This is a genomic window from Streptomyces sp. NPDC019443 (genome assembly GCF_044389785.1).
GTDB lineage: Bacteria > Actinomycetota > Actinomycetes > Streptomycetales > Streptomycetaceae > Streptomyces.
In genome coordinates this window covers 66333-85093 of the sequence record NZ_JBIRYJ010000001.1, presented here as the reverse complement: position 1 = coordinate 85093, position 18761 = coordinate 66333, and the positions used below count along the sequence as shown (strand labels likewise).

The following is an 18761-nucleotide window of genomic DNA, read 5'->3' as shown; positions in this document are numbered from 1 at the left end:
TCCATCGCCGGCCGCGGCGGCGTACGGCACTACACGGCCTCGCGTTCGAACGGACAGCTCATACAGCGAGGGCCTCCACGACCCCGGCCCAGCTCGCTGCCGGGGATCTCGATCACTTCGATGCCCTGTTTACGCAGATGGGTATTTGTCGTGACATTGCGCTCGTACGCCACGACGACGCCCGGCTCGACGGCGAGCACATTGCAGCCGTCGTCCCACTGCTCGCGCTCCGCCGAGTGCACGTCCTGCGTCGCCGTGAGCACCCGGATCTCCTTCAGCCCCAGCGCGGCGGCGATCGCGCTGTGCATGTGCTCGGGCGGATGATCGCTGACCTTGAGGGCCTGAGGTCCGACGGCCGGTTCGATGGTGTACGAGCGGAGCATGCCGAGCCCCGCGTACTGGGTGAAGGTGTCGCGGTCGACCATCGTCATCACGGTGTCGAGATGCATCAAGGCCCGCCGCTTGGGCATGTCCAGCGCCACGATGGTGCGGGCGGAGCCGGCCGCGAACAGTCCGCGCGCCAGCATCTCCACGGCCTGCGGAGTGGTGCGCTCACTCATCCCGATCAGCACCGCGCCATTGCCGATGACCAGGACGTCGCCGCCCTCAATGGTTGAGGGGTAGTCGTCCTGCCCCTCCGACCAGTGGTGGAACTCCCCCGCCCGCGGGCTGGTGAACAGCGGGTGGTGCTTGTAGATCGCCTCGAAGTGGACGGTCTCGCGCTGCCGGGCCGGCCAGCGCATGGCGTTGATGGAGACGCCGTCATAGATCCAGGCGGAGGTGTCGCGGGTGAAGAGGTGGTTGGGCAGCGGGCGGAGGAGAAAGTCGTCCAGGTCCATCACATGGAAGCGGACGGAGGTCGGCTCGGGATGACCGGCGAGGAACTCCCGCTTGGTCATCCCGCCGACGAGCGCCTCGACCAGGTCGGACGTGGGCAGCTCGTCGAAGACGGATCTGAGGTGATCGGTGGCGAGCGGCCCGTACTCCTTCTCGGCGAAGACCCGGTCCAGGACGAGCTTTCTGGCCTCCGGGAGCTCCAGCGACTCGCGCAGAAGATCGCCGAAGAGGTGCACCTCCACCCCACGGTCACGCAGGACGTCCGCGAACCCGTCATGCTCCTGACGGGCGCGGCGCACCCACAGCACATCGTCGAAGAGCAGAGCGTCCTTGTTACTGGGGGTGAGGCGCTTCAGCTCCAGATCTGGCCGGTGCAGTATGACCTGGCGCAGCCGCCCGGTCTCGGAGTCGACGTGGAATCCCATGCCTCCATCCTCACCGCGCGGAGCGCCATTCACCCGGCGAATGGTCCACCAGATCCACCCGAACAGTTCACAGCCGGGGGTCGACCGGCTCCGACTCCAGTGCCAGCACGGCGAAGACCGCCTCGTGGACCCGCCACAGCGGCTCGCCGTCGGCCAGCCGGTCCAGCGCCTCCAGGCCGAGTGCGTACTCCCGCAGCGCCAGCGAGCGCTTGTGGTTCAGGAACCGGTTGCGCAGCCGCTCCAGGTTCTCCGGGCGGGTGTACTCGGGACCGTAGATGATCCGCAGGTACTCGCGGCCGCGGACCTTGATGCCCGGCTGCACGAGCCGGCCCTTCTCGTCCCTGGCGAGTGCCTGGAGCGGCTTGACGACCATGCCTTCGCCGCCCCTTCCGGTCATCTCCAGCCACCAGTCGACCCCGGCGCCGACCGAGGCCTCGTCGCCGGTCTCGACGACCAGCCGCCGGGTGACCTGGAGCAGGCCCGTCGGGTCGTGCTCCACCAGCCGGTCCAGCCATGCCAGTTGCTCGTCGTGCGGCACGGACGCCAGCGAACGCCCCTGCGCGGCGAGGATCTGGAACGGAGCGAGCCGCACCCCGTCAAGCCCCTCGGTCGTCCAGCAGTAACGCCGGTACGCCTCGGTGAACGCGGCGGCGTCACCGGAGCGTCCGCGCTGCTTGGCCAGCAGCCCCTCCACCTCGACGCCGCGCGCGACCGCCGCTTCGAGGGCCGCCGTGGCGCCGGGGAAGACAGCACGGGAGGCGGCGCCGACCGCCGCGTACTGCGAGCGCAGCAGCCCGGACGCCTTGAGCGACCAGGGCATCAGCTCGGCGTCCAGCAGCAGCCAGTCAGTGTCGAGTTCCTGCCAGAGACCGGCTTCGGTGACGGACGTACGCAGCCGGTCGAGGATCTCTTCGGTGACGGCTTCATCGTCGAAGAACGGTCGTCCGGTCCGGGTGTGCAACGCGCCGGTCGGCCCTCCTCCATTGCCTCCGGCATGGGAGGTACCCCCGACCCCGAACCGCTCGCGCGCGGCCTCGGCGTCACGGCAGACGAGCACCACCGCCCGCGAGCCCATGTGCTTCTCCTCGCACACGACCTTGGCGACGCCGTCCGCCCGGTACTGTGCGAAGGCCTCAGCCGGGTGCTCCAAATAGCCTGCTTCCCTCGATGTCGCGGTCGGCGACATCGTCGGCGGCAGATAGGCGAGCAGCCGCGGGTCGACGGCGAAACGGCTCATGACTTCGAGCGCCGCCGCGGCGTTCTCCTCGCGTACGCCGATGCGCGCCATGTGCCGGGTCTCCACGACCCGCCGCCCCTGCACATCGGCGAGGTCCAGCGGACGGCCCTCACCGCCGCCGGGCGCCTCGGTGACGAGGGGCCGCACCGGCTCGTACCAGACCTTCTCGGCCAGTACGTCGACGAGCTCACGCTCCGGCCAGCGCAGCGCGGTCATCCGGCCGCCGAAGACGGCTCCGGTGTCCAGGCAGATGGTGTTGTTGATCCACGATGTGTTGGGCACGGGTGTGTGGCCGTAGACCACAGCGGCGCGTCCTCGGTAGTCCTCCGCCCACGGGTAGCGCACGGGCAGGCCGAACTCGTCGGTCTCGCCGGTCGTGTCGCCGTACAGCGCGTGCGAGCGGACCCGGCCGGAGGTGCGCCCGTGGTACTTCTCGGGCAGACCGGCGTGACAGACGACCAGCTTGCCCTCGTCCAGGACGTAGTGGCTGACCAGGCCATCGATGAATTCCCGCACTTGCTCGCGGAAGGAGTCGTCCTCCTTCTCCAACTGCTCGATGGTCTCGGCCAGTCCGTGCGTGTGCTGGACGTTCCGGCCCTTCAGGTAGCGGCCGAGCTTGTTCTCATGGTTCCCGGGCACACACAGGGCGTTGCCCGACGCGACCATGCTCATCACCCGGCGCAGCACACCGGGGCTGTCGGGTCCCCGGTCGACGAGGTCGCCGACGAAGACGGCCGTACGTCCTGCGGGGTGTGCGCCGTCCACATAACCGAGTTTGGCGAGCAGGGTCTCCAGCTCGGAGCTGCAGCCGTGAATGTCGCCGATGATGTCGAAGGGCCCCGTGAGGTGCGTGAGGTCGTTATAGCGACGCTCAAGGACGACCTCAGCTGCCTCGACCTCCTCCACGCTGCGCAGGATGTGCACCTTGCGGAAGCCTTCGCGCTCCAGTCCGCGCAGCGAGCGGCGCAGTTCACGGCGGTGACGCTGGATGACATGGCGAGGCATCCCGGCCCGGTCGGGGCGTACCGCATTGCGCTCGGCGCACACCTCTTCCGGCAGGTCGAGGACGACGGCGATCGGCAGCACGTCGTACTGGCGCGCAAGCTGCACCAGCTGCCTGCGACTCTCCGACTGCACGCTGGTGGCGTCGACGACGGTCAGCCGCCCGGCCGCGAGCCGCTTGCCCGCGATGTAGTGCAGAACGTCGAAGGCGTCGCCGCTCGCGCTCTGGTCGTTCTCGTCGTCGGCGACGAGGCCACGGCAGAAGTCGGAGGAGATGACCTCGGTGGGCTTGAAGTGCTTGCGGGCGAAAGTGGACTTGCCGGATCCGGTGGCGCCGATGAGGACGACGAGAGACAGGTCGGTCACCGGGAGTCGGCGCCTCGCCGGCGCGGCGGTCGTGGTGGTCGTGCTGCTCATGCGGCCTTCGCCTCCCTCTCGGTCTCGGCCTTGTCGGTCCTGGTGAAGACAGCCATCTGCGTCGGCGGCCCCACCTCCGGGTCGTCGGGACCCACGGGGACGAACTCGAGGCCGTAGCCGTCCCGTTCGGCGACGCCCTCCGCCCAGGCGCGGAACTCGGCGCGCGTCCACTCGAAGCGGTGGTCGCCGTGGCGCACATGCCCGGCGGGCAGCGTCTCCCAGCGGACGTTGTACTCGACATTGGGCGTGGTGACGATCACCGTCCGCGGTCGGGCCGACCCGAACACGGCGTACTCCAGGGCGGGCAGCCGCGGCAGATCGAGGTGCTCGATGACCTCGCTGAGCACGGCGGCGTCGTATCCGGCCAGTCGCTTGTCGGTGTAGGTGAGTGAGCCCTGCAGCAGCTTGACCCGCGCGGCCTGCCGCTCGCCCATCCGGTCCAGTTTCAGCCGGCGCCCGGCGATGGTCAGCGCGCGTACCGACACATCCACTCCGACAATCTCGGAGAAGCGCACGTCCTTGAGCAGCGCCTGCACCAACTGGCCCTGACCGCAGCCCAGATCGAGCACCCGGGTCGCCCCGGCACCGTGCAGCGCCCGGAGAATCGCCTCCCGCCGCTGCTCGGCGAGCGGCACCGGCTTCTCTTCAGTGTCGGTCGTCTCGTCCACGGCGTTGTCCACGTCCTCGACCTCGAGGTCGTCGGACTCAGCGAGCCGCACCAGCTCGAGCCGCTCCATCGCCTGCCGGGTCAGCCCCCAGCGCCGGGACAGATAGCGGCTCGTGATCAGCTTCTGCTCCGGGTGCTCGGCCAGCCAGCCCTCGCCCGCCCGCAGCAGCTTGTCCACCTCGTCGGGCGCCACCCAGTAGTGCTTGGCGTCATCCAGCACCGGCAGCAGGACGTACAGCTGGCGCAGCGCGTCGGCGAGCCGTAGCTCCCCCTCCAGCACCAGGTGTACGTATCGCGAGTCGCCCCACTCGGGGAACTGCTCGTCCAGCGCCACCGGCTGCGCCTGCACCGATGTCCAGCCCAGCGGCCCGAAGAGCTTGTGGACCAGCTCGGCGCCACCGCGCGCGGGCAGCGCGGGCACCTCGATACGCAGGGGTATCGCGGCCTCGGCGCGCTCGGGCAGCGCGGCGCAGACACCCCGCAGGGCGCTCTTGAAGACAGTGCTCATGGCGACGGACAGCAACGAGGACGCGGCGTACGGCCGGTCGTTGACGTACTGCGCGAGCGCCGAATCGGGCGCGCCGCCGCGGCCCTTGCCCTTGCCGCGCCTCACCAGCGCCACCGGATCCACCTCCAGCAGCAGGGCGGCCGTGCAGCGCTCGGCGGATGCCTCGGGGTAGAAGACATGCGCCGTGCCGTGCGAGGTGGAGAACCTCTGCGCCTTGTCGGGATGCTTGTGCAGCAGAAAGCCGAGGTCGGTGGCGGGACGTTCTGGAGTACCGCTCGTACTGATCGTCAGGAACATCCGACGCACCTCTTGACCTTTGCTTACACGGGGTTGAAACGACTGTGACCTGCTAGGACGGGTTTCAGAGGCTATAGGAGGCAGTCGGAGCCAACCACCGGGTTTCGACCCCGATTCGACCCGGTCCGCTCGGAGGCAGTCAGAGGCAACACCGGCAGCCCCTCGTGAAGTCCCGCGTAGCGCTGCCGGAGTTCCCGGGCAATGAGCCGGTTCAGCTGGACCCCAGCCTGGTGAACTCGGCTCCTTTGCCGCCGAACCGCAGGCGACTCGGCGCGTCGCGCAGGTGGAGGTCAGGCCGGACACCCGGCCGCTCTTGAACGTCGGCGCACGAGGACTTGACCGGGGGTGACGTGGACCAGGTGTGGGCCGCCCCCGCCCGCCGGAGTGAGGGGCGGCCCCCGGGCATGCCGTCCGACTTGCGTGCTGCGAGGCAGGACACCGAATCCGTGCTGCTGGTGGTCTCCGAGCTGGTGGCGAACGCGGTGCTGTATGCCCGTCCGCCGCTGCTCCTGCACCTGGTGCGTGATCGCATCGGCTCCTGGGTGTGGGTGGGTGTCACGGACGGCGCCCCCACCGGAGAGAGCGCCTGGACTGCCCCACGGGAGGACGATGAGCACGGGCGCGGCCTGGTCATAGTCGATGCCCCCGCACCGGCCCATGGAACCCGGAACCACGCAAGCGGCCGCGTGATCCACTGGGCGGCTCTGAACTGGTCGGTCGGCCCGGCGGTTAGGCTGTGCATGTGCCCCGACCTGCCAATCCCCTCGTCCGCGAGAGTCTCCTCGACGCAGGACTGACCCTTTTTCATGCACGCGGTTTCAACGCGGTGGGCATCAAGGAGATCACGGACACCGCCGGCGTCCCGAAGGGGTCGTTCTACAGCTACTACAGCAGCAAGAACGCCTTCGTGGCCGCGGTCCTCGACAGCTTCTGGGCCGGAGTCGTCCGTCATCACGGCCCGATCCTCACCGACCCGTCCACCCCGCCGGTGCGCCGCCTCATCGCATTCTTCGAGGCCTTGACCCGGGACAATGCCGCGCGGGGGTTCGCGCTCGGGTGTCTCCTCGGCAATCTCGCTCTCGAACTCTCGGACGACAACGGGGAAGCACGGCTCCGGCTGGCGAACATTATGGAGCAGTGGTCGGATCTGATCGCTGCCTGTCTGGCGCAAGCCGGGAACACCGCTGATGACGTCGTCGCGACGACCGAGACAACAGACCTGGCATCGATGATCATCGAGAGCTGGGAGGGAGCTGTCATGCGCGGCCGGGTCGACCAGAGCCGCGCCCCGTACGACCGGTTCCTCACCGTATCGCTGCCGCGACTGCTGGACGCAGTCGGGGTATCCGTCTGAAGGTCCAAAGCGCACACCCCGGCACTGCCTCACTGTGATGTATGCCCTTCGGTTCATTTACAGGCGACTGGTCGCTTATTATTGGGGAGTCTCTTCCGCCTCTCGAGTCCCTTCCGTCTCCCGAACTCATGCCAACCACGAGTCCGACACGTGACGTCCGCCCAGACCGGCCTCAACGCCGAACCTCGATGCGCCGGTGGGCGAGGACGGCGACACGCCGCTGGTGCGTGACCACCCGTTGCGGCAACAGCTCCCGTGTGACCCTCTCCTACCAACACCACAAGGCGGCCACCGCACGAGGGGAGACGGCGGCCGCCTTGGACGAATACGCAAATTCTCCAGACGCTTGATCATGGCCCATCCCGCCGGCGGACCGTAGAGCGGCGGCCAGCCGTACCTACGGCCGCAGCGAAGTCATCCACGGCCAGAAACGAATCAGTGGAAGGCACACCATGCGGTACGAGCAGGCAGGGCTCTTCGTTCTCCCGGATCGCGGTGGGAACACTGACGTTCTACGGCGCGGGGACACCGCCGCGGAGTCGGATGCGGAACGTCCGTGCTCCTCGGGGAGCGGGGCAGCAGGGTGGCGATGGCCTTGCTCCACGTCTGAGCAGGGGAGAGTTTGAGTGCCGGAACAACTGCGCTTCGCTGTTCTGGGGCCTGTCCGTGGCTGGTGCGGGCCGGACGAGGTGGACCTCGGGCCTCCGAAGCAGCGTGCGGTCCTTGCCGTACTGCTGCTCGGCGAAGGCGCACAAGTCCCGGTCGACGCGCTGGTCGACGCCGTCTGGGGGACCGGATCACCGGGTTCCGCGGTGAGTTCGCTGCGCACCTACGTCCATCGGCTGCGTCGGCTGCTCGGCCCTCTGGCGATCCTTTCCGTGCGGGACGGTTACCAGATGCATACGTCGCCCGAATCGCTCGATCTGGCTGCCTTCCGGGACCTCGTCGCCCGGGGGGACCGGGCCCGACGCGACAACGATGCCAAGACCGCCGCCCGGTACCTGAACGACGCCCTCGCTCACTGGCAGGGGACCGCGCTGGCCGGAATCCGCGGCGAGTACGCCCAGGCCCAGCGCGAACGGCTTGGCCGACTGCGGCTGTCGGCCCTGGAGGCGAGCCTCGCGGTCCGGCTAGAACTCGGCGAGCACACGGATACCGCAACGGAACTGGCCGCGCTGGTGGCCCAGCACCCGCTGGACGAACGGTTCCGCGAGATGCTGATGCTCGCCCTGTACCGGTCGGGACGCCAGGCGGAGGCGCTCGCGACGTACAGCGAGGCCCGCGTGGTTCTCGCCGGCGAGCTGGGTGTCGATCCGGGACCTGAACTCCGGCGCATGTTCGAGCGCATCCTGCAGGCGGACGCCGGACTGATCGCCCCTCCCACGCCCCCGCGCCCGGCCGCGCCGGTACCCGACCACCCGACGCCGGCTCAGCTCCCCGCCGATCTGCCGGCCTTTGTCGGGCGTGCGGCGCAACTCGCACAGATGGACCTGCTGCTTGACGGCAACGGCGAGGTGCCCACGACCATCGTCGTCAGCGCCCTCACCGGCATGGCAGGAGTCGGCAAGAGCACCTTCGCCGTGCACTGGGCCCACCATGTCTCCTCCCGTTTCCCCGACGGTCAGCTCTACATCGACCTGAGGGGCTTCGACCCGGCCGGACTCCCCGTCTCCCCGGACCGGGCGCTGCGCACGGTTCTTGAGTCACTTGGGGCCGATCCGCTGAGCCTGCCGCAGGACGCCGACGCGCTGGTGGCCTGCTACCGCACACGGCTCGCCGGGCGGCGCTTGCTGCTCCTGCTGGACAACGCCCGCGACGCTCAGCAAGTGCGCCCGCTGCTGCCGGCGAGCCCCGGCTGCCTGGTGATCGTCACCAGCAGGAACCGGCTGTCCGGCCTCATTGCCACGGACGGAGCCCGGCCCATCCACCTCGACGTGCTCTCGCTGGCAGAGGCGCGCGACTTCCTCGTACGCAGGCTGGGCGCCGACCGGGTGGCCGCCGAGCCGACGGCCGTCGACGAGATCATCGAACACTGCGCCCGGCTGCCGCTCGCCCTGTCCATCGCGGCTGCGCGGGCGCTGACCCGCTCGGGCTTTCCCCTAGCGAGCCTCGTCCACGAACTCGCCGACGGTCAAAACCGCCTGGACGCTTTCCACGACACCGACACGGCGACCGACGTACGCGCCGTCTTCTCGTGGTCGTACCACGCCCTCACCCCCGCCGCCGCACGCCTGTTCCGACTGATCGCCCTGCATCCGGGCCCGGACACCTCGTTGGCCGCCGCCGCAAGCCTCGCAGGCCTCAGCGCCCCGCACACCCACCAATTGCTGACCGAACTGACCCACGCCCACCTCGTGGACGAACCCGTGCCCGGCCGGTACGCCGCCCACGACCTGCTGCGCACCTACGCCGGTGAGCTGGCCCGTGCCTACGACGCCCCGGAGGCGCACCACGCCGCCCGGGTCCGCGTCGTCGACCACTATCTGCACAGTGCCCACCGCGCAGGACGGGCGTACTCTCCCCACCGGCCCGCGATCGTGCTGCCTGCCCCCTCCCGGGGCGTCCGGGCCGAGGAATTCGCCCCGGAGCCTGGGCGCTTCGGCCGGGCCGCGGCCTGGTTCGACGCCGAACGGGCGGTGCTGGTGGCGGCCATCAGAACGGCGGCCGCTCATGGGCTCGACACGCACACCTGGCAGCTCGCCTGGGCCGTCGGACACGACCTGGGCCGGAAGGGGCTGTGGCACGACCTCGAAGCCACACACCACATCGCGATGGAGGCGGCAGAGCGTATCGGCGACCCCTGTGCCCGGGCACACGTCCACCAGGGACTGGCGCGGGCCGCGACCGATCTGGGCCGGGTCGAAGAGGCACGGAACCGCATGGAGCGGGCGGTGGAGCTGTTCACCGCTGCCGGTGACGTGACCGCCTACGCCGACAGCCACCGGCTGCTGAGCTGGGTGGCCGATCGGCAGGGCGACCTGGAGGCAGCGCTCTCCCACGCCCAACAGGCTCTCGCTCTGCAGCGGGCTGCCGGCCACAGTACCCGCACCGCCGCGGCACTCAACGCCGTCGGCTGGTGCCACACCCGGCTCGGGCAGCACCAGCAGGCGCTCGACCACTGCCGGGAAGCCCTGGCGATGGAGGAACTGTCCAACCGCCCCTACCTCAAGGCGTTCGTCTGGGACAGCATCGGCCTCGCCCAGCACCAACTGGGCCGGTACACAGAGGCCGTCGCCGACTACGAACAGGCCCTCGTCCTCTACCGTGAAGCCGGCGTCGCCCACGGCGAAGCCAGCACACTCAGCCGCCTCGGGGACACCCACCACGCGGCGGGCGGGGTGGAGTCGGCCCGTGCGGCATGGGCGGAGGCCCTCGCCATCCTGGAACGGCTCGGCCATTCGGGCGCGGACGCCGTCCGTGCGAAGCTCACGGCCCTCACAGAGAACCGGCCTTGTCACTGACGCGCTCATAACCTCCCTCGCCGGCTCACCCAGGCGCGGCCCCGCGAGCCAGGTGCTGTCGGCCGGACCGATGGAGGTGCTGGGATTGGAGAGCAGCACGAATTCGCTGCGCTGCATGGCACCGAGACGGTGTGTCACTCACCCCTGGTCCACGGGCGGCCGGACCTGGGCGCGCCACTCACCACAGCCCGCGAGCCGGCCAAGGCGTGGCCGGACGCCGAGTTGAGGGTGGTCGGCGGCAATGGCCACCCCGAGGACAACAAGATGCGCGCCCAGATACTCGGCGCCCTGGCGTTCGAGGACGGGCACAGCTGAACGTCCGGGCCCGGGTCGATCGGGGACCGAGCTGTCTCACTGCGACTCGAGTCGAGTGCGCCGGGCGTAGGCACGGGCTGCGCGGACACGATCGCCGCAACGGGTGGAGCACCATTGGCGGCGGCCGTGGCGCAGCAGGTAGCGGGTGCAGGGGCTGGAGCCGCAGGCGGCGAGGCGTTCTGCGTCGGGGCCGGTGAGCAGGTCGGCGGCGTTGTCGGCGAGGGCGGCCAAGGCGTGGTCGACGATCTGGGTGATCGGGTGCGAGTCGGCCCGGAACAGTCCGCGGGTGGGGTCCCAGTACAGCAGGGACGCCGCGGGAGCCCTGGAAAGGGCGCCGTTGACGGCGGCGAGAGCGCTCGGCGGGGCGGGGTGCCCGTCCACCCGGGAGGCGAGCAGCGCCCGGATCTGCTCACGCAGCGTCCGCAGCTGCGCCGCGCACGTCTCCTGCAGTCCGGCGCCGGCCGGGGCGAGGTCGTGCTCGGTGAGCCACTGGTTCGTGGCGGCGGGAGTGCCGAGGAGGTCGAGGAACCGGCCGCCGGGCAGAGCGACGGCGCTGTTGGCGAAGTCGAGGGCGCGGTACTGCTCCGCGCCCGGTGCGGGCGGCAGCAAGGGCTCGGCGGTCACGGTCTCCTCCATGACTCTCATGTTACGGCTTGCATTCATCCGTGAGAAGCGATTAACGTCTATCATGGATAAACCGCTTGCGATCCGTGAGGTGTTTCTTGCATGTCTGCTGCCGGCACGCCCCCTGAGCAGATCCCCGTCCGCGTCTTCGGCGGCCCGACCGCGCTCATCGAGTACGGCGGGCTGAGGTTCCTGACCGACCCCACCTTCGACGCCCCCGGCGACTACCCCATCGGCCCCGGCCTGGTCCTGACCAAGACCACGCCTTCCTCCACCGCCCCCGAGGACCTCGGCCGCATCGATGTGGTCCTGCTCTCCCACGACGAGCACCCCGACAACCTCGATCACTCCGGCCGGGCCCTCCTCGCCGACGTGCCCGTCACCCTCACCACCCCCAGCGGCGCTGGCCGCCTGGGCGCACACGCCAAGGGTCTTGAGGACTGGGAGTCCGTCACGCTGGACCGTCCCGACGGCGGCACCGTGACCGTGACGGGCGTGCCCGCCATCCACGGTCCTGGGGCGCGCGAGGAGGTCGAACCGATAGCGGGCGAGGTCGTGGGCTTCGTCCTCACCGCACCCGACCTGGCCACGGTGTACGTCAGCGGCGACAACGCCTCGCTCGCCCTGGTCAAGGAGATCGCCGAGCGGTTCGGCCCGGTCGACACCGCCGTTCTCTTCGCAGGTGCTCCGCGTCTGCCCATCTTCGAGTCGACAGTGGTGCTCGACAGCGCCCAGGCCGCCGAGGCCGCTCAGTTCCTCGGGGCGCGCCGGGTCGTCCCCGTCCACTTCGACAGTTGGGCCCATTTCACTGAAGGCCGCGACGACCTGGTGGCCGCCTTCACCGCCGCGGGACTGGCCGACCGCCTCCAGCTGAACTGAGCGAACCCCGGCCCGCACCGCGGCATCAGGCCTGTCACTCCTGTCGACCTCCCTGATGGATCGCCCTCACAGCCCCGCGGAGTTCCGCCACCCGGCGAAACTCCGCGGGCCGGAATGCCCTTTCGGCTCCTGCACTGCGGACAGCGCGTCACACGAGGAGCGGCACGGCCCGGTCTCAGCCCAGCCGTTCGCCCGGCACCACTGTCGCCGATGCCGGCCGACGCGCCGACGGAGCGTCGGCCGTCTTGGACGAGCGCGCAGGTTCTCCGGACGTTTGATCATGGTCTGCCGGGCCGGCCGTCCGTAGCGTGGCAGGCAGCCGTGCGGACGGCCGCAGCGCCGTCCACGACCAGAGCACGGATCATCGGAAGGCGGAACATGCAGTACGAACAACTGGGCGCCACGGGGGTTTTCGTGTCCCGGATCGCTTTGGGCACGATGACGTTCGGCGGGGCGGGCACGCCGCCGTGGAGCCTGGTAGGCGGTCTGGACGAGAAGGCCGCGGACGAGCTTGTGGGCCTGGCTTTCGATGGGGGTGTCAACCTCATCGACACCGCCGACATGTACGCGGGAGGCGAGTGCGAGGAGATCCTCGGCCGGGTGCTGGGCTCGAGACGCCAGGACGTGCTGCTTGCCACCAAGCTCTTCGCCCGCATGGGCAGCGGCCCCAACGACGTCGGTCTGTCCCGGCTGTGGGTCACCCGGGCGCTGGAGGACAGCCTGCGCCGGCTGCGTACCGACCATATCGACCTGTACCAGATCCACAGTTTCGATCCGCTGACCCCGGTCGAGGAGACGCTGGCCGCTCTGGACGACGCCGTCCGGCAGGGCAAGATCCGCTACATCGGCGCGTCCAACCTGGCCGCGTGGCAGATGATGAAGTTCCTCGGCGCCTCGCGGTCGCGCGCTGTGGAGCGCTTCGTGTCCCAGCAGGTGTACTACTCGCTGGCCGGACGGGACATCGAGCGGGAGATCCTGCCGATGGCTGCCGACCAGCAGCTCGCCACGCTGGTGTGGAGCCCGCTCGCCGGCGGGTTCCTGTCCGGCAAGTTCGACCGCAACGGCACCAGCGACGACACCGCGCGCCGCGCCATTGCCGACTTCCCGCCCGTGGACCGGGAACGCGGCTGGGACATCGTGGACGCGCTGCGCGTCGTCGCCGCACGCCACGGCGTCGGTGTGGCCCGCGTCGCCCTCGCCTGGGTACTCGCCCGACCCGGGATCACGAGCGTCATCGTCGGCGCGAAGCGCCCCGACCAGCTCACCGAAAACCTGGCCGCCGTCGACCTCGTACTCACCGACGAGGACCTGGCAGACCTGGACGCGGCCAGCGCACTCCCGGTCCCCTACCCCGACTGGTGGGACCAGGGCGCCCTCGAGCACCGGCTGCCGCTGCACTCCTGACCCGACGCCGACCGCGACCGGGACACATCGGCAGTTGGCCGCACCCCGGTTGAGCACCCATCGTTCGCGCTGCGAGCACAGCCGTGACCGGGCGAGGCGAGGTGGCCGTACCTGCCGGAGCCGGGACGGCACGGCGCAACTGACTGAGTATCAGAAAGCAATGGTGCGTCAATCGCCGGCCAGCAGCATGCGAGACGTCCCGGGCGCCCCGACGCAGACACCGAACCGAGAGACGTTTCACGGGATGTCATACCCGTGCACCGCCCCCGGCCGTTCCAGCCGTCAGCGATCACCACATGCGGCCCGGGCCACGCCTCCAGAGCCGGCAACTGCTCACCGCACCCATCACATTCAACCGTTCAACCACCTTCCGAGGAACCTTGATGACCCTGGTACCGACGGACCGACGGCGCGCTCACGCAACAGCTCATCGGCCCCCAGTCTCCGAGCGCTGACCCGGGCGCGAGCCATGCACGACCCAGTGCCGAAGGTCCCTGACGTGTCGCCGTGCTTCGCACGGCGCCACCCCTCGTGCCGGTAAGCCGCGCGCTGCGCGTACCCGCACACCCTCTCTTCGCACCACCCACCGCACACTGCCCCAGAGGAGAAAAAGAGCATGAGCCGCAGCGACGTCCTGGTAGACGCCGACTGGGTCGAGGCCCACATCGACGACCCGAAGGTCGTCATCGTCGAGGTCGACGAGGACACCTCCGCGTACGACAAGAACCACATCAAGAACGCCGTCCGGATCGACTGGAAGTCCGACCTCCAGGACCCGGTCCGCCGTGACTTCGTCGACCAGGAGGGCTTCGAGAACCTCCTGTCCGCGAAGGGCATCGCCAACGACGACACCGTCGTCCTCTACGGCGGCAACAACAACTGGTTCGCTTCGTACGCGTACTGGTACTTCAAGCTCTACGGCCACGACAGCGTCAAGCTCCTCGACGGCGGCCGCAAGAAGTGGGAGCTCGACTCCCGCGACCTGGTCGACGGCGCCGAGGTGCCCAGCCGCCCGGCCACCGAGTACAAGGCCAAGGCCCAGGACACCTCGATCCGCGCCTTCCGCGACGAAGCCGTCGCCGCCATCGGCAACCAGAACCTGGTGGACGTGCGCTCCCCCGCCGAGTTCAGCGGCAAGCTGCTCGCCCCGGCGCACCTCCCGCAGGAGCAGTCGCAGCGCCCGGGCCACATCCCGTCCGCCCGCAACATCCCGTGGTCCAAGAACGCCAACGACGACGGCACCTTCAAGTCGGACGACGAGCTCAAGGAGCTCTACGCCGAGGAGCAGGTCGACCTGGCCAAGGACACCATCGCGTACTGCCGCATCGGTGAGCGCTCCGCGCTCACCTGGTTCGTGCTGCACGAGCTGCTCGGCGTCCAGAACGTCAAGAACTACGACGGCTCGTGGACCGAGTACGGCTCCCTCATCGGCGTGCCGATCGAGCTCGGCGCCAACGAGTAACCCCTCTCCCCTCCCTCCCCGCTCACAAAGGACAGCCTCTATGTGTGGAGCAAAGGCCGGCGGCCCCGACGCCTCGACGATCAAGCCTGGCGAGACGACCATCCAGGGCAGCGTGACCCGTGACGGCGAGCCCGTCACCGGCTACGTCCGCCTGCTGGACTCGACCGGCGAGTTCACCGCCGAGGTCCCGACCTCGGCGACCGGACAGTTCCGCTTCCACGCGGCAGAGGGCACGTGGACGGTGCGCGCCCTCGTCCCGGGTGGCACGGCGGACCGCACGGTCGTCGCGCAGACCGGTGGCCTGGCCGAAGTGGCCATCGCCGTCTGATGTCCCGACGCACCTCTCGCGCCGCTCGGCGCGGGGGCGTGTCACGGGCTACGAGCCGCGGCGCCGACGTGTCATCAGTCGCTCCGCGACGGGCGTCCGTCGGATTCCGACAGCTCGCAGCTCCGCTTACTGGCCGAAGGGCCGCACCCCAGGAGGTTGGACGCTTTCCTGGAACCGGGTGCGGCCCTTCGGTCGTCCCGGTTTCCGGTCGTACCCTGAATTGGGCTTGATCCGCTTTGACGGACATCCGAGATCAGCGGTTCTGCCCCGGGAGGATGTCCATCATGAAGAGCATGGGGAAGAAGAAGCCTCTTGAGGGTGGGCACGTGCCTCGCTGAGTGGGACAGCGGCCGACGGCCGATGCTGGGACTACGCTCTGAGGCCATGGCTCCGCATCGTGCCTGACGCCTCAGCCGCCTCGGAACCGCAAACCGCGGCAAGGACAACCAACGTCAGCAGTCACATACCGAGGTCGCTGAGCCGGGTTTCAGGCTCCTGGGTAAGGGAGGTACTTACCACTCAGGACGAGTTCGACCCGATCGCCCCTGGGATCCTCTCGGCGGTTCAGTGTCAGCCGGAAGTCGATGGCGCTCATGATGCCGTCACCGAATTCCTCGTGAATCAGCTCCTTGATCGTCGGACCGTAGACGGTGACGATCTCACGGAGACGATGGATCAGTGGGTCCGAGGCCATGGCGGGCTCACTCAGCCCTCGAGTGGGAGGCGTCTGGAGGATCGCGACGGCTGCACGGGGCAGGTCGAAGATGTCGGCGATCTTCTGTGCCTGATCGGCTGACAAGGTCATCTGGCCGAGGCAGGCGGTGGTCACCCATTCCTTGCTCGCGTCGAGTTCGTCGGCGACGTCAGCCCACTTCATTCCTTTCTGGATCTTTGTCTCGACGATCTGCTCGGTGACGGTAGCCCGATTCACGACGCACGTCCTTCGGTTGCTGGATGCGGTTGTCAGTGTCCGCGCAGTGCCGCGACAGCCTCGGCCGTCGTCCATGTTGCGCCGGCCAGGAAGCGGAAGTTGATGAGTGCGGAGAGGTAGCCGTCGCCTTCTGGGAGCCGGGGCCCGGCCGTGGCGTCACGGACGACGACCACCTCGAAGCCCTGCTCGACGAGTTCGCGCAGATGCCCCTCGACACACAGATTGGCGGCCATTCCGGCGAGGAGGACCTGTGAGATGCCGCGCTTGCGCAGTTGGAGGGCGAGGTCGTTCGACTCGGGCCCCACGATCTTGTGCGGCGAGGCGATGACGGTCCTGCCGTCGAGTATGTGCTCCCGGTAGACGGGCAGGAAGTCGGCCCCGGAGTCGGCGAATCCGTCGAGGAGAAGCGGCCCTTGGCGCCTGAACATCCCCACGCTGTGCATGTACTGCTCCAGTGGGCCGCCGAACTGCCAGGCGTCGTCGGACGGGTAGTAGTAGTGGGGCGAGATCGCCACGGTGACGTCGGCGGTCTTGGCTGCCTCCAGAAGCTGTCCGATGTGGGCGACCGTGTCGTTGTCGGTGATGCTGGCGCCGAAGATCTCCCAAGTGACCCCCTCTGGACTGAGGAAGTCGATCTGCGGGTCTGTGACGACCAATGCCGTGTGTGCGAGGTCAAGCTGCAGGCCGCTGCCCGGAAGCGCGGGCGCGGAGGGCTCCGTGTAGAGGCTGGTCTGGGCGGACGTCATGGGTCGGACTCCTGACTGGAAGCTGGAAGGTGCAGGGAGTCCAGGAATTATAACTGTCCAGTCGTCTATAAATGAAATAGACAGCCCGCATGGACTCGCTGACTGAGGGGTTCTCAACTGCCCCTTCTGTGCAAGCACACTGCGGGGCCCGTCGACGCTCAGGTGGAGGTCGCCGGCATGCCGAGCAGTCGCGGCAGGGCTGCGGTGAGGAAGCGGCCGTAAGGGGCCCTGTAGGGGCCCTGTTTCGATCGATGCGCCCCCGCATGGGCGCGCCCTCCCAGGATTCGATGATCATGGATGCCAGCTCGGTGGCCTCGGGGGAACCTGCGACGTTCTGCTCACTCCTGGCTTCCGCCAGGCAGGCTGCGACCAGGCAGGACCAGCGGTCCATGATGGCGGACTGTAGAACGAGCCCTTGGGTACGCCGGCCTTGTCCGTGATCTCTTTGATGCCTACTGCGTTGAACCCCTCAGAGTGGAAAAGGGCCTGCATTGAGGAGGTTCTCGCGGACGAGGGGATTTGCGGGTCGGGGCACGGATTTCGTCTTACTGATCGTTGCGAGACCGCGGAGGCGGCGATGCGGCGCGCGCTGAACGCGGGAGCGACCATCAGCAGCAGCCTCCTGTGGTCACCGCCGTAGGCGGTGACCACGTGCTCGACCACGACCCACATGACAAGCCGCCGGCTACGGCCTTCTCGAAGTCGGGCCAGTGGGCGCGTCCTTGGGCCGGCGTCAGGGCAGGTCGCGCAGCGGGGCGTAGCCGCGCTCCCACAAGGCCTTGGCGCCGTAGCGGAACGCGATGTTGCGCACGGCGGGCGGCATGGACCTGGACCGGTCGCGCCGGTGGGTCTGCCGCTGGACCCACCGGGTGCGGGAGAGCCTGCGCTGGACGTACTGCTGGAGGAGGTCCTCGGTGTCCCCCTCGGTGGCCAGCACCTCGGCGAGGACCTGCGCGTCCTCGACGGCCATGGCGACGCCCTGGGCCATGTTGGGCGAGCTGGCGTGCGCGGCGTCCCCGACGAGCACGACGCGTCCGCGCACCCATGTCTCGCCGCTGACCTCCTCCACCGGTGAGAAGTACGCCTCATGGGCGGCGGGTGTGGCCAGCAGGCCCCGTACGCGCTGGTCATAGCCGGAGAAGAGCCCGAGAAGAAGGGCGGCGGTGGTCGGGTCCTTGGGTGAAGCGGCCGCCACGTCGGCGTAGCAGCACACCTGGCCCCCGCCGACGGGGTAGGCCAGGAAGGCCGTCCCCGGGCCCAGCCACACGGTCCACCGGTCGATGTCGGGGGCGTCGGTCAGGAAGCGCCAGCAGACCTGCCCGAGGTAGCGGGTACCGGCCGCCGGATCGACTGACTCTCGCAGACCCGACCGTATGCCGTCCGCTCCCACGACCACGTCGTACCGGCCGCTCCCGCCGTCGCTGAACTCCACGTGCACACCGTCGTCGTGCACACCGTCGTCGGACTGCTTGAGCGAGACCACGGTGACCTCGTGGCGGACAGGCACCGGCACGATGTCCTGCAGGGCCGCATGAAGGTCGCCTCGGGTGATGCCGACGCAACCGGCGGTGCCTCTCCACAGTTCGGCCATGTCGATCTCGGACAGCACTCTGCCCCGGTGGTCCATCAGCCGCTGACCGGGCACGGGCGCTCCCTGCGCGCTGAGGTGTTTCCCCAGCCCCAGTGCGGTCAGCGCGCGGACACTGTTCCCGGGCAGGAAGAGCCCGGCTCCCGTGGCACGGCGCTCGGGGGAACGCTCGATGACGTCGACGGACATTCCCTCGCGGTGCAGAGCAGTGGCGGTCGCCAGGCCGGCGATACCGGCTCCGACCACAAGGACGTCAAGGGGGGTGGACATTCGGATCTC

General features: G+C 69.2%; 15 protein-coding genes. 8 read left to right on the top strand and 7 right to left on the bottom strand.

Annotated features, from left to right (window positions below):
• Positions 1–29 precede the first annotated feature (29 nt).
• From ACH492_RS00400 to ACH492_RS00390, 3 genes are all read right to left on the bottom strand, one after another.
• Positions 30–1262 carry an arginine deiminase gene (locus ACH492_RS00400; RefSeq protein ID WP_398981220.1) on the bottom strand — a complete coding sequence of 411 codons (1233 nt, stop codon included), beginning with the start codon at positions 1260–1262 and terminating at the stop codon, positions 30–32.
• 67 nt (positions 1263–1329) lie between these two features.
• Positions 1330–3918 (bottom strand): polynucleotide kinase-phosphatase, encoded by a 2589-nt coding sequence (locus tag ACH492_RS00395; protein WP_398981218.1) that lies wholly within the window; start codon positions 3916–3918, stop codon positions 1330–1332.
• Positions 3915–5390 carry a 3' terminal RNA ribose 2'-O-methyltransferase Hen1 gene (locus tag ACH492_RS00390; protein ID WP_398981216.1) on the bottom strand — a complete coding sequence of 492 codons (1476 nt, stop codon included), beginning with the start codon at positions 5388–5390 and terminating at the stop codon, positions 3915–3917. Before ACH492_RS00390 ends, ACH492_RS00395 begins: the two co-directional genes overlap by 4 nt.
• 404 nt (positions 5391–5794) lie before the next feature.
• Between ACH492_RS00390 and ACH492_RS00385 the strand changes: the two genes are divergently transcribed.
• From ACH492_RS00385 to ACH492_RS00370, 4 genes are all read left to right on the top strand, one after another.
• A complete protein-coding gene (locus ACH492_RS00385) occupies positions 5795–6187 on the top strand; it encodes an ATP-binding protein (RefSeq protein WP_398981214.1) in 393 nt (130 codons plus the stop codon).
• Positions 6133–6744 (top strand): TetR family transcriptional regulator C-terminal domain-containing protein, encoded by a 612-nt coding sequence (locus ACH492_RS00380; RefSeq protein ID WP_398981212.1) that lies wholly within the window; start codon positions 6133–6135, stop codon positions 6742–6744. The genes ACH492_RS00385 and ACH492_RS00380 overlap by 55 nt, the downstream gene beginning before the upstream one ends.
• 626 nt (positions 6745–7370) lie before the next feature.
• Positions 7371–10205 (top strand): BTAD domain-containing putative transcriptional regulator, encoded by a 2835-nt coding sequence (locus ACH492_RS00375; RefSeq protein WP_398981210.1) that lies wholly within the window; start codon positions 7371–7373, stop codon positions 10203–10205.
• 129 nt (positions 10206–10334) lie between these two features.
• Positions 10335–10520 (top strand): hypothetical protein, encoded by a 186-nt coding sequence (locus ACH492_RS00370; protein WP_398981208.1) that lies wholly within the window; start codon positions 10335–10337, stop codon positions 10518–10520.
• Between the two features lie 36 nt (positions 10521–10556).
• On the opposite strand, the gene ACH492_RS00365 is transcribed toward ACH492_RS00370, so the two are convergent.
• The gene (locus tag ACH492_RS00365; protein WP_398981206.1) at positions 10557–11156 is read right to left on the bottom strand and encodes a CGNR zinc finger domain-containing protein; all 600 of its coding nucleotides are present in this window, start codon (positions 11154–11156) and stop codon (positions 10557–10559) included.
• A 90-nt stretch (positions 11157–11246) separates the two neighbouring features.
• Between ACH492_RS00365 and ACH492_RS00360 the strand changes: the two genes are divergently transcribed.
• From ACH492_RS00360 to ACH492_RS00345, 4 genes are all read left to right on the top strand, one after another.
• On the top strand, positions 11247–12023 hold the full coding sequence (locus ACH492_RS00360) for an MBL fold metallo-hydrolase (protein WP_398981204.1): 777 nt from the start codon (positions 11247–11249) through the stop codon (positions 12021–12023).
• A gap of 378 nt (positions 12024–12401) precedes the next feature.
• Positions 12402–13427: an aldo/keto reductase gene (locus tag ACH492_RS00355; protein ID WP_398981202.1), complete on the top strand. Its 1026-nt coding sequence runs from the start codon at positions 12402–12404 to the stop codon at positions 13425–13427.
• 616 nt (positions 13428–14043) lie between these two features.
• Positions 14044–14889: a sulfurtransferase gene (locus tag ACH492_RS00350; RefSeq protein ID WP_398981200.1), complete on the top strand. Its 846-nt coding sequence runs from the start codon at positions 14044–14046 to the stop codon at positions 14887–14889.
• 40 nt (positions 14890–14929) lie between these two features.
• The gene (locus ACH492_RS00345) at positions 14930–15217 is read left to right on the top strand and encodes a DUF1416 domain-containing protein (protein ID WP_398981198.1); all 288 of its coding nucleotides are present in this window, start codon (positions 14930–14932) and stop codon (positions 15215–15217) included.
• A 487-nt stretch (positions 15218–15704) separates the two neighbouring features.
• Here the strand turns inward: ACH492_RS00345 and cynS are convergent, their stop codons facing one another.
• The 3 genes from cynS to ACH492_RS00330 all read right to left on the bottom strand — a co-directional run bounded on the left by cynS (position 15705) and on the right by ACH492_RS00330 (position 18752).
• On the bottom strand, positions 15705–16148 hold the full coding sequence (gene cynS / locus ACH492_RS00340; protein WP_398981196.1) for a cyanase: 444 nt from the start codon (positions 16146–16148) through the stop codon (positions 15705–15707).
• A 32-nt stretch (positions 16149–16180) separates the two neighbouring features.
• Positions 16181–16894: a cysteine hydrolase gene (locus ACH492_RS00335; protein ID WP_398981194.1), complete on the bottom strand. Its 714-nt coding sequence runs from the start codon at positions 16892–16894 to the stop codon at positions 16181–16183.
• Between the two features lie 733 nt (positions 16895–17627).
• Entirely contained in the window at positions 17628–18752 is a 1125-nt protein-coding gene (locus tag ACH492_RS00330) for an FAD-dependent oxidoreductase (protein WP_398981192.1), read from the bottom strand.
• Positions 18753–18761: the final 9 nt, after the last annotated feature.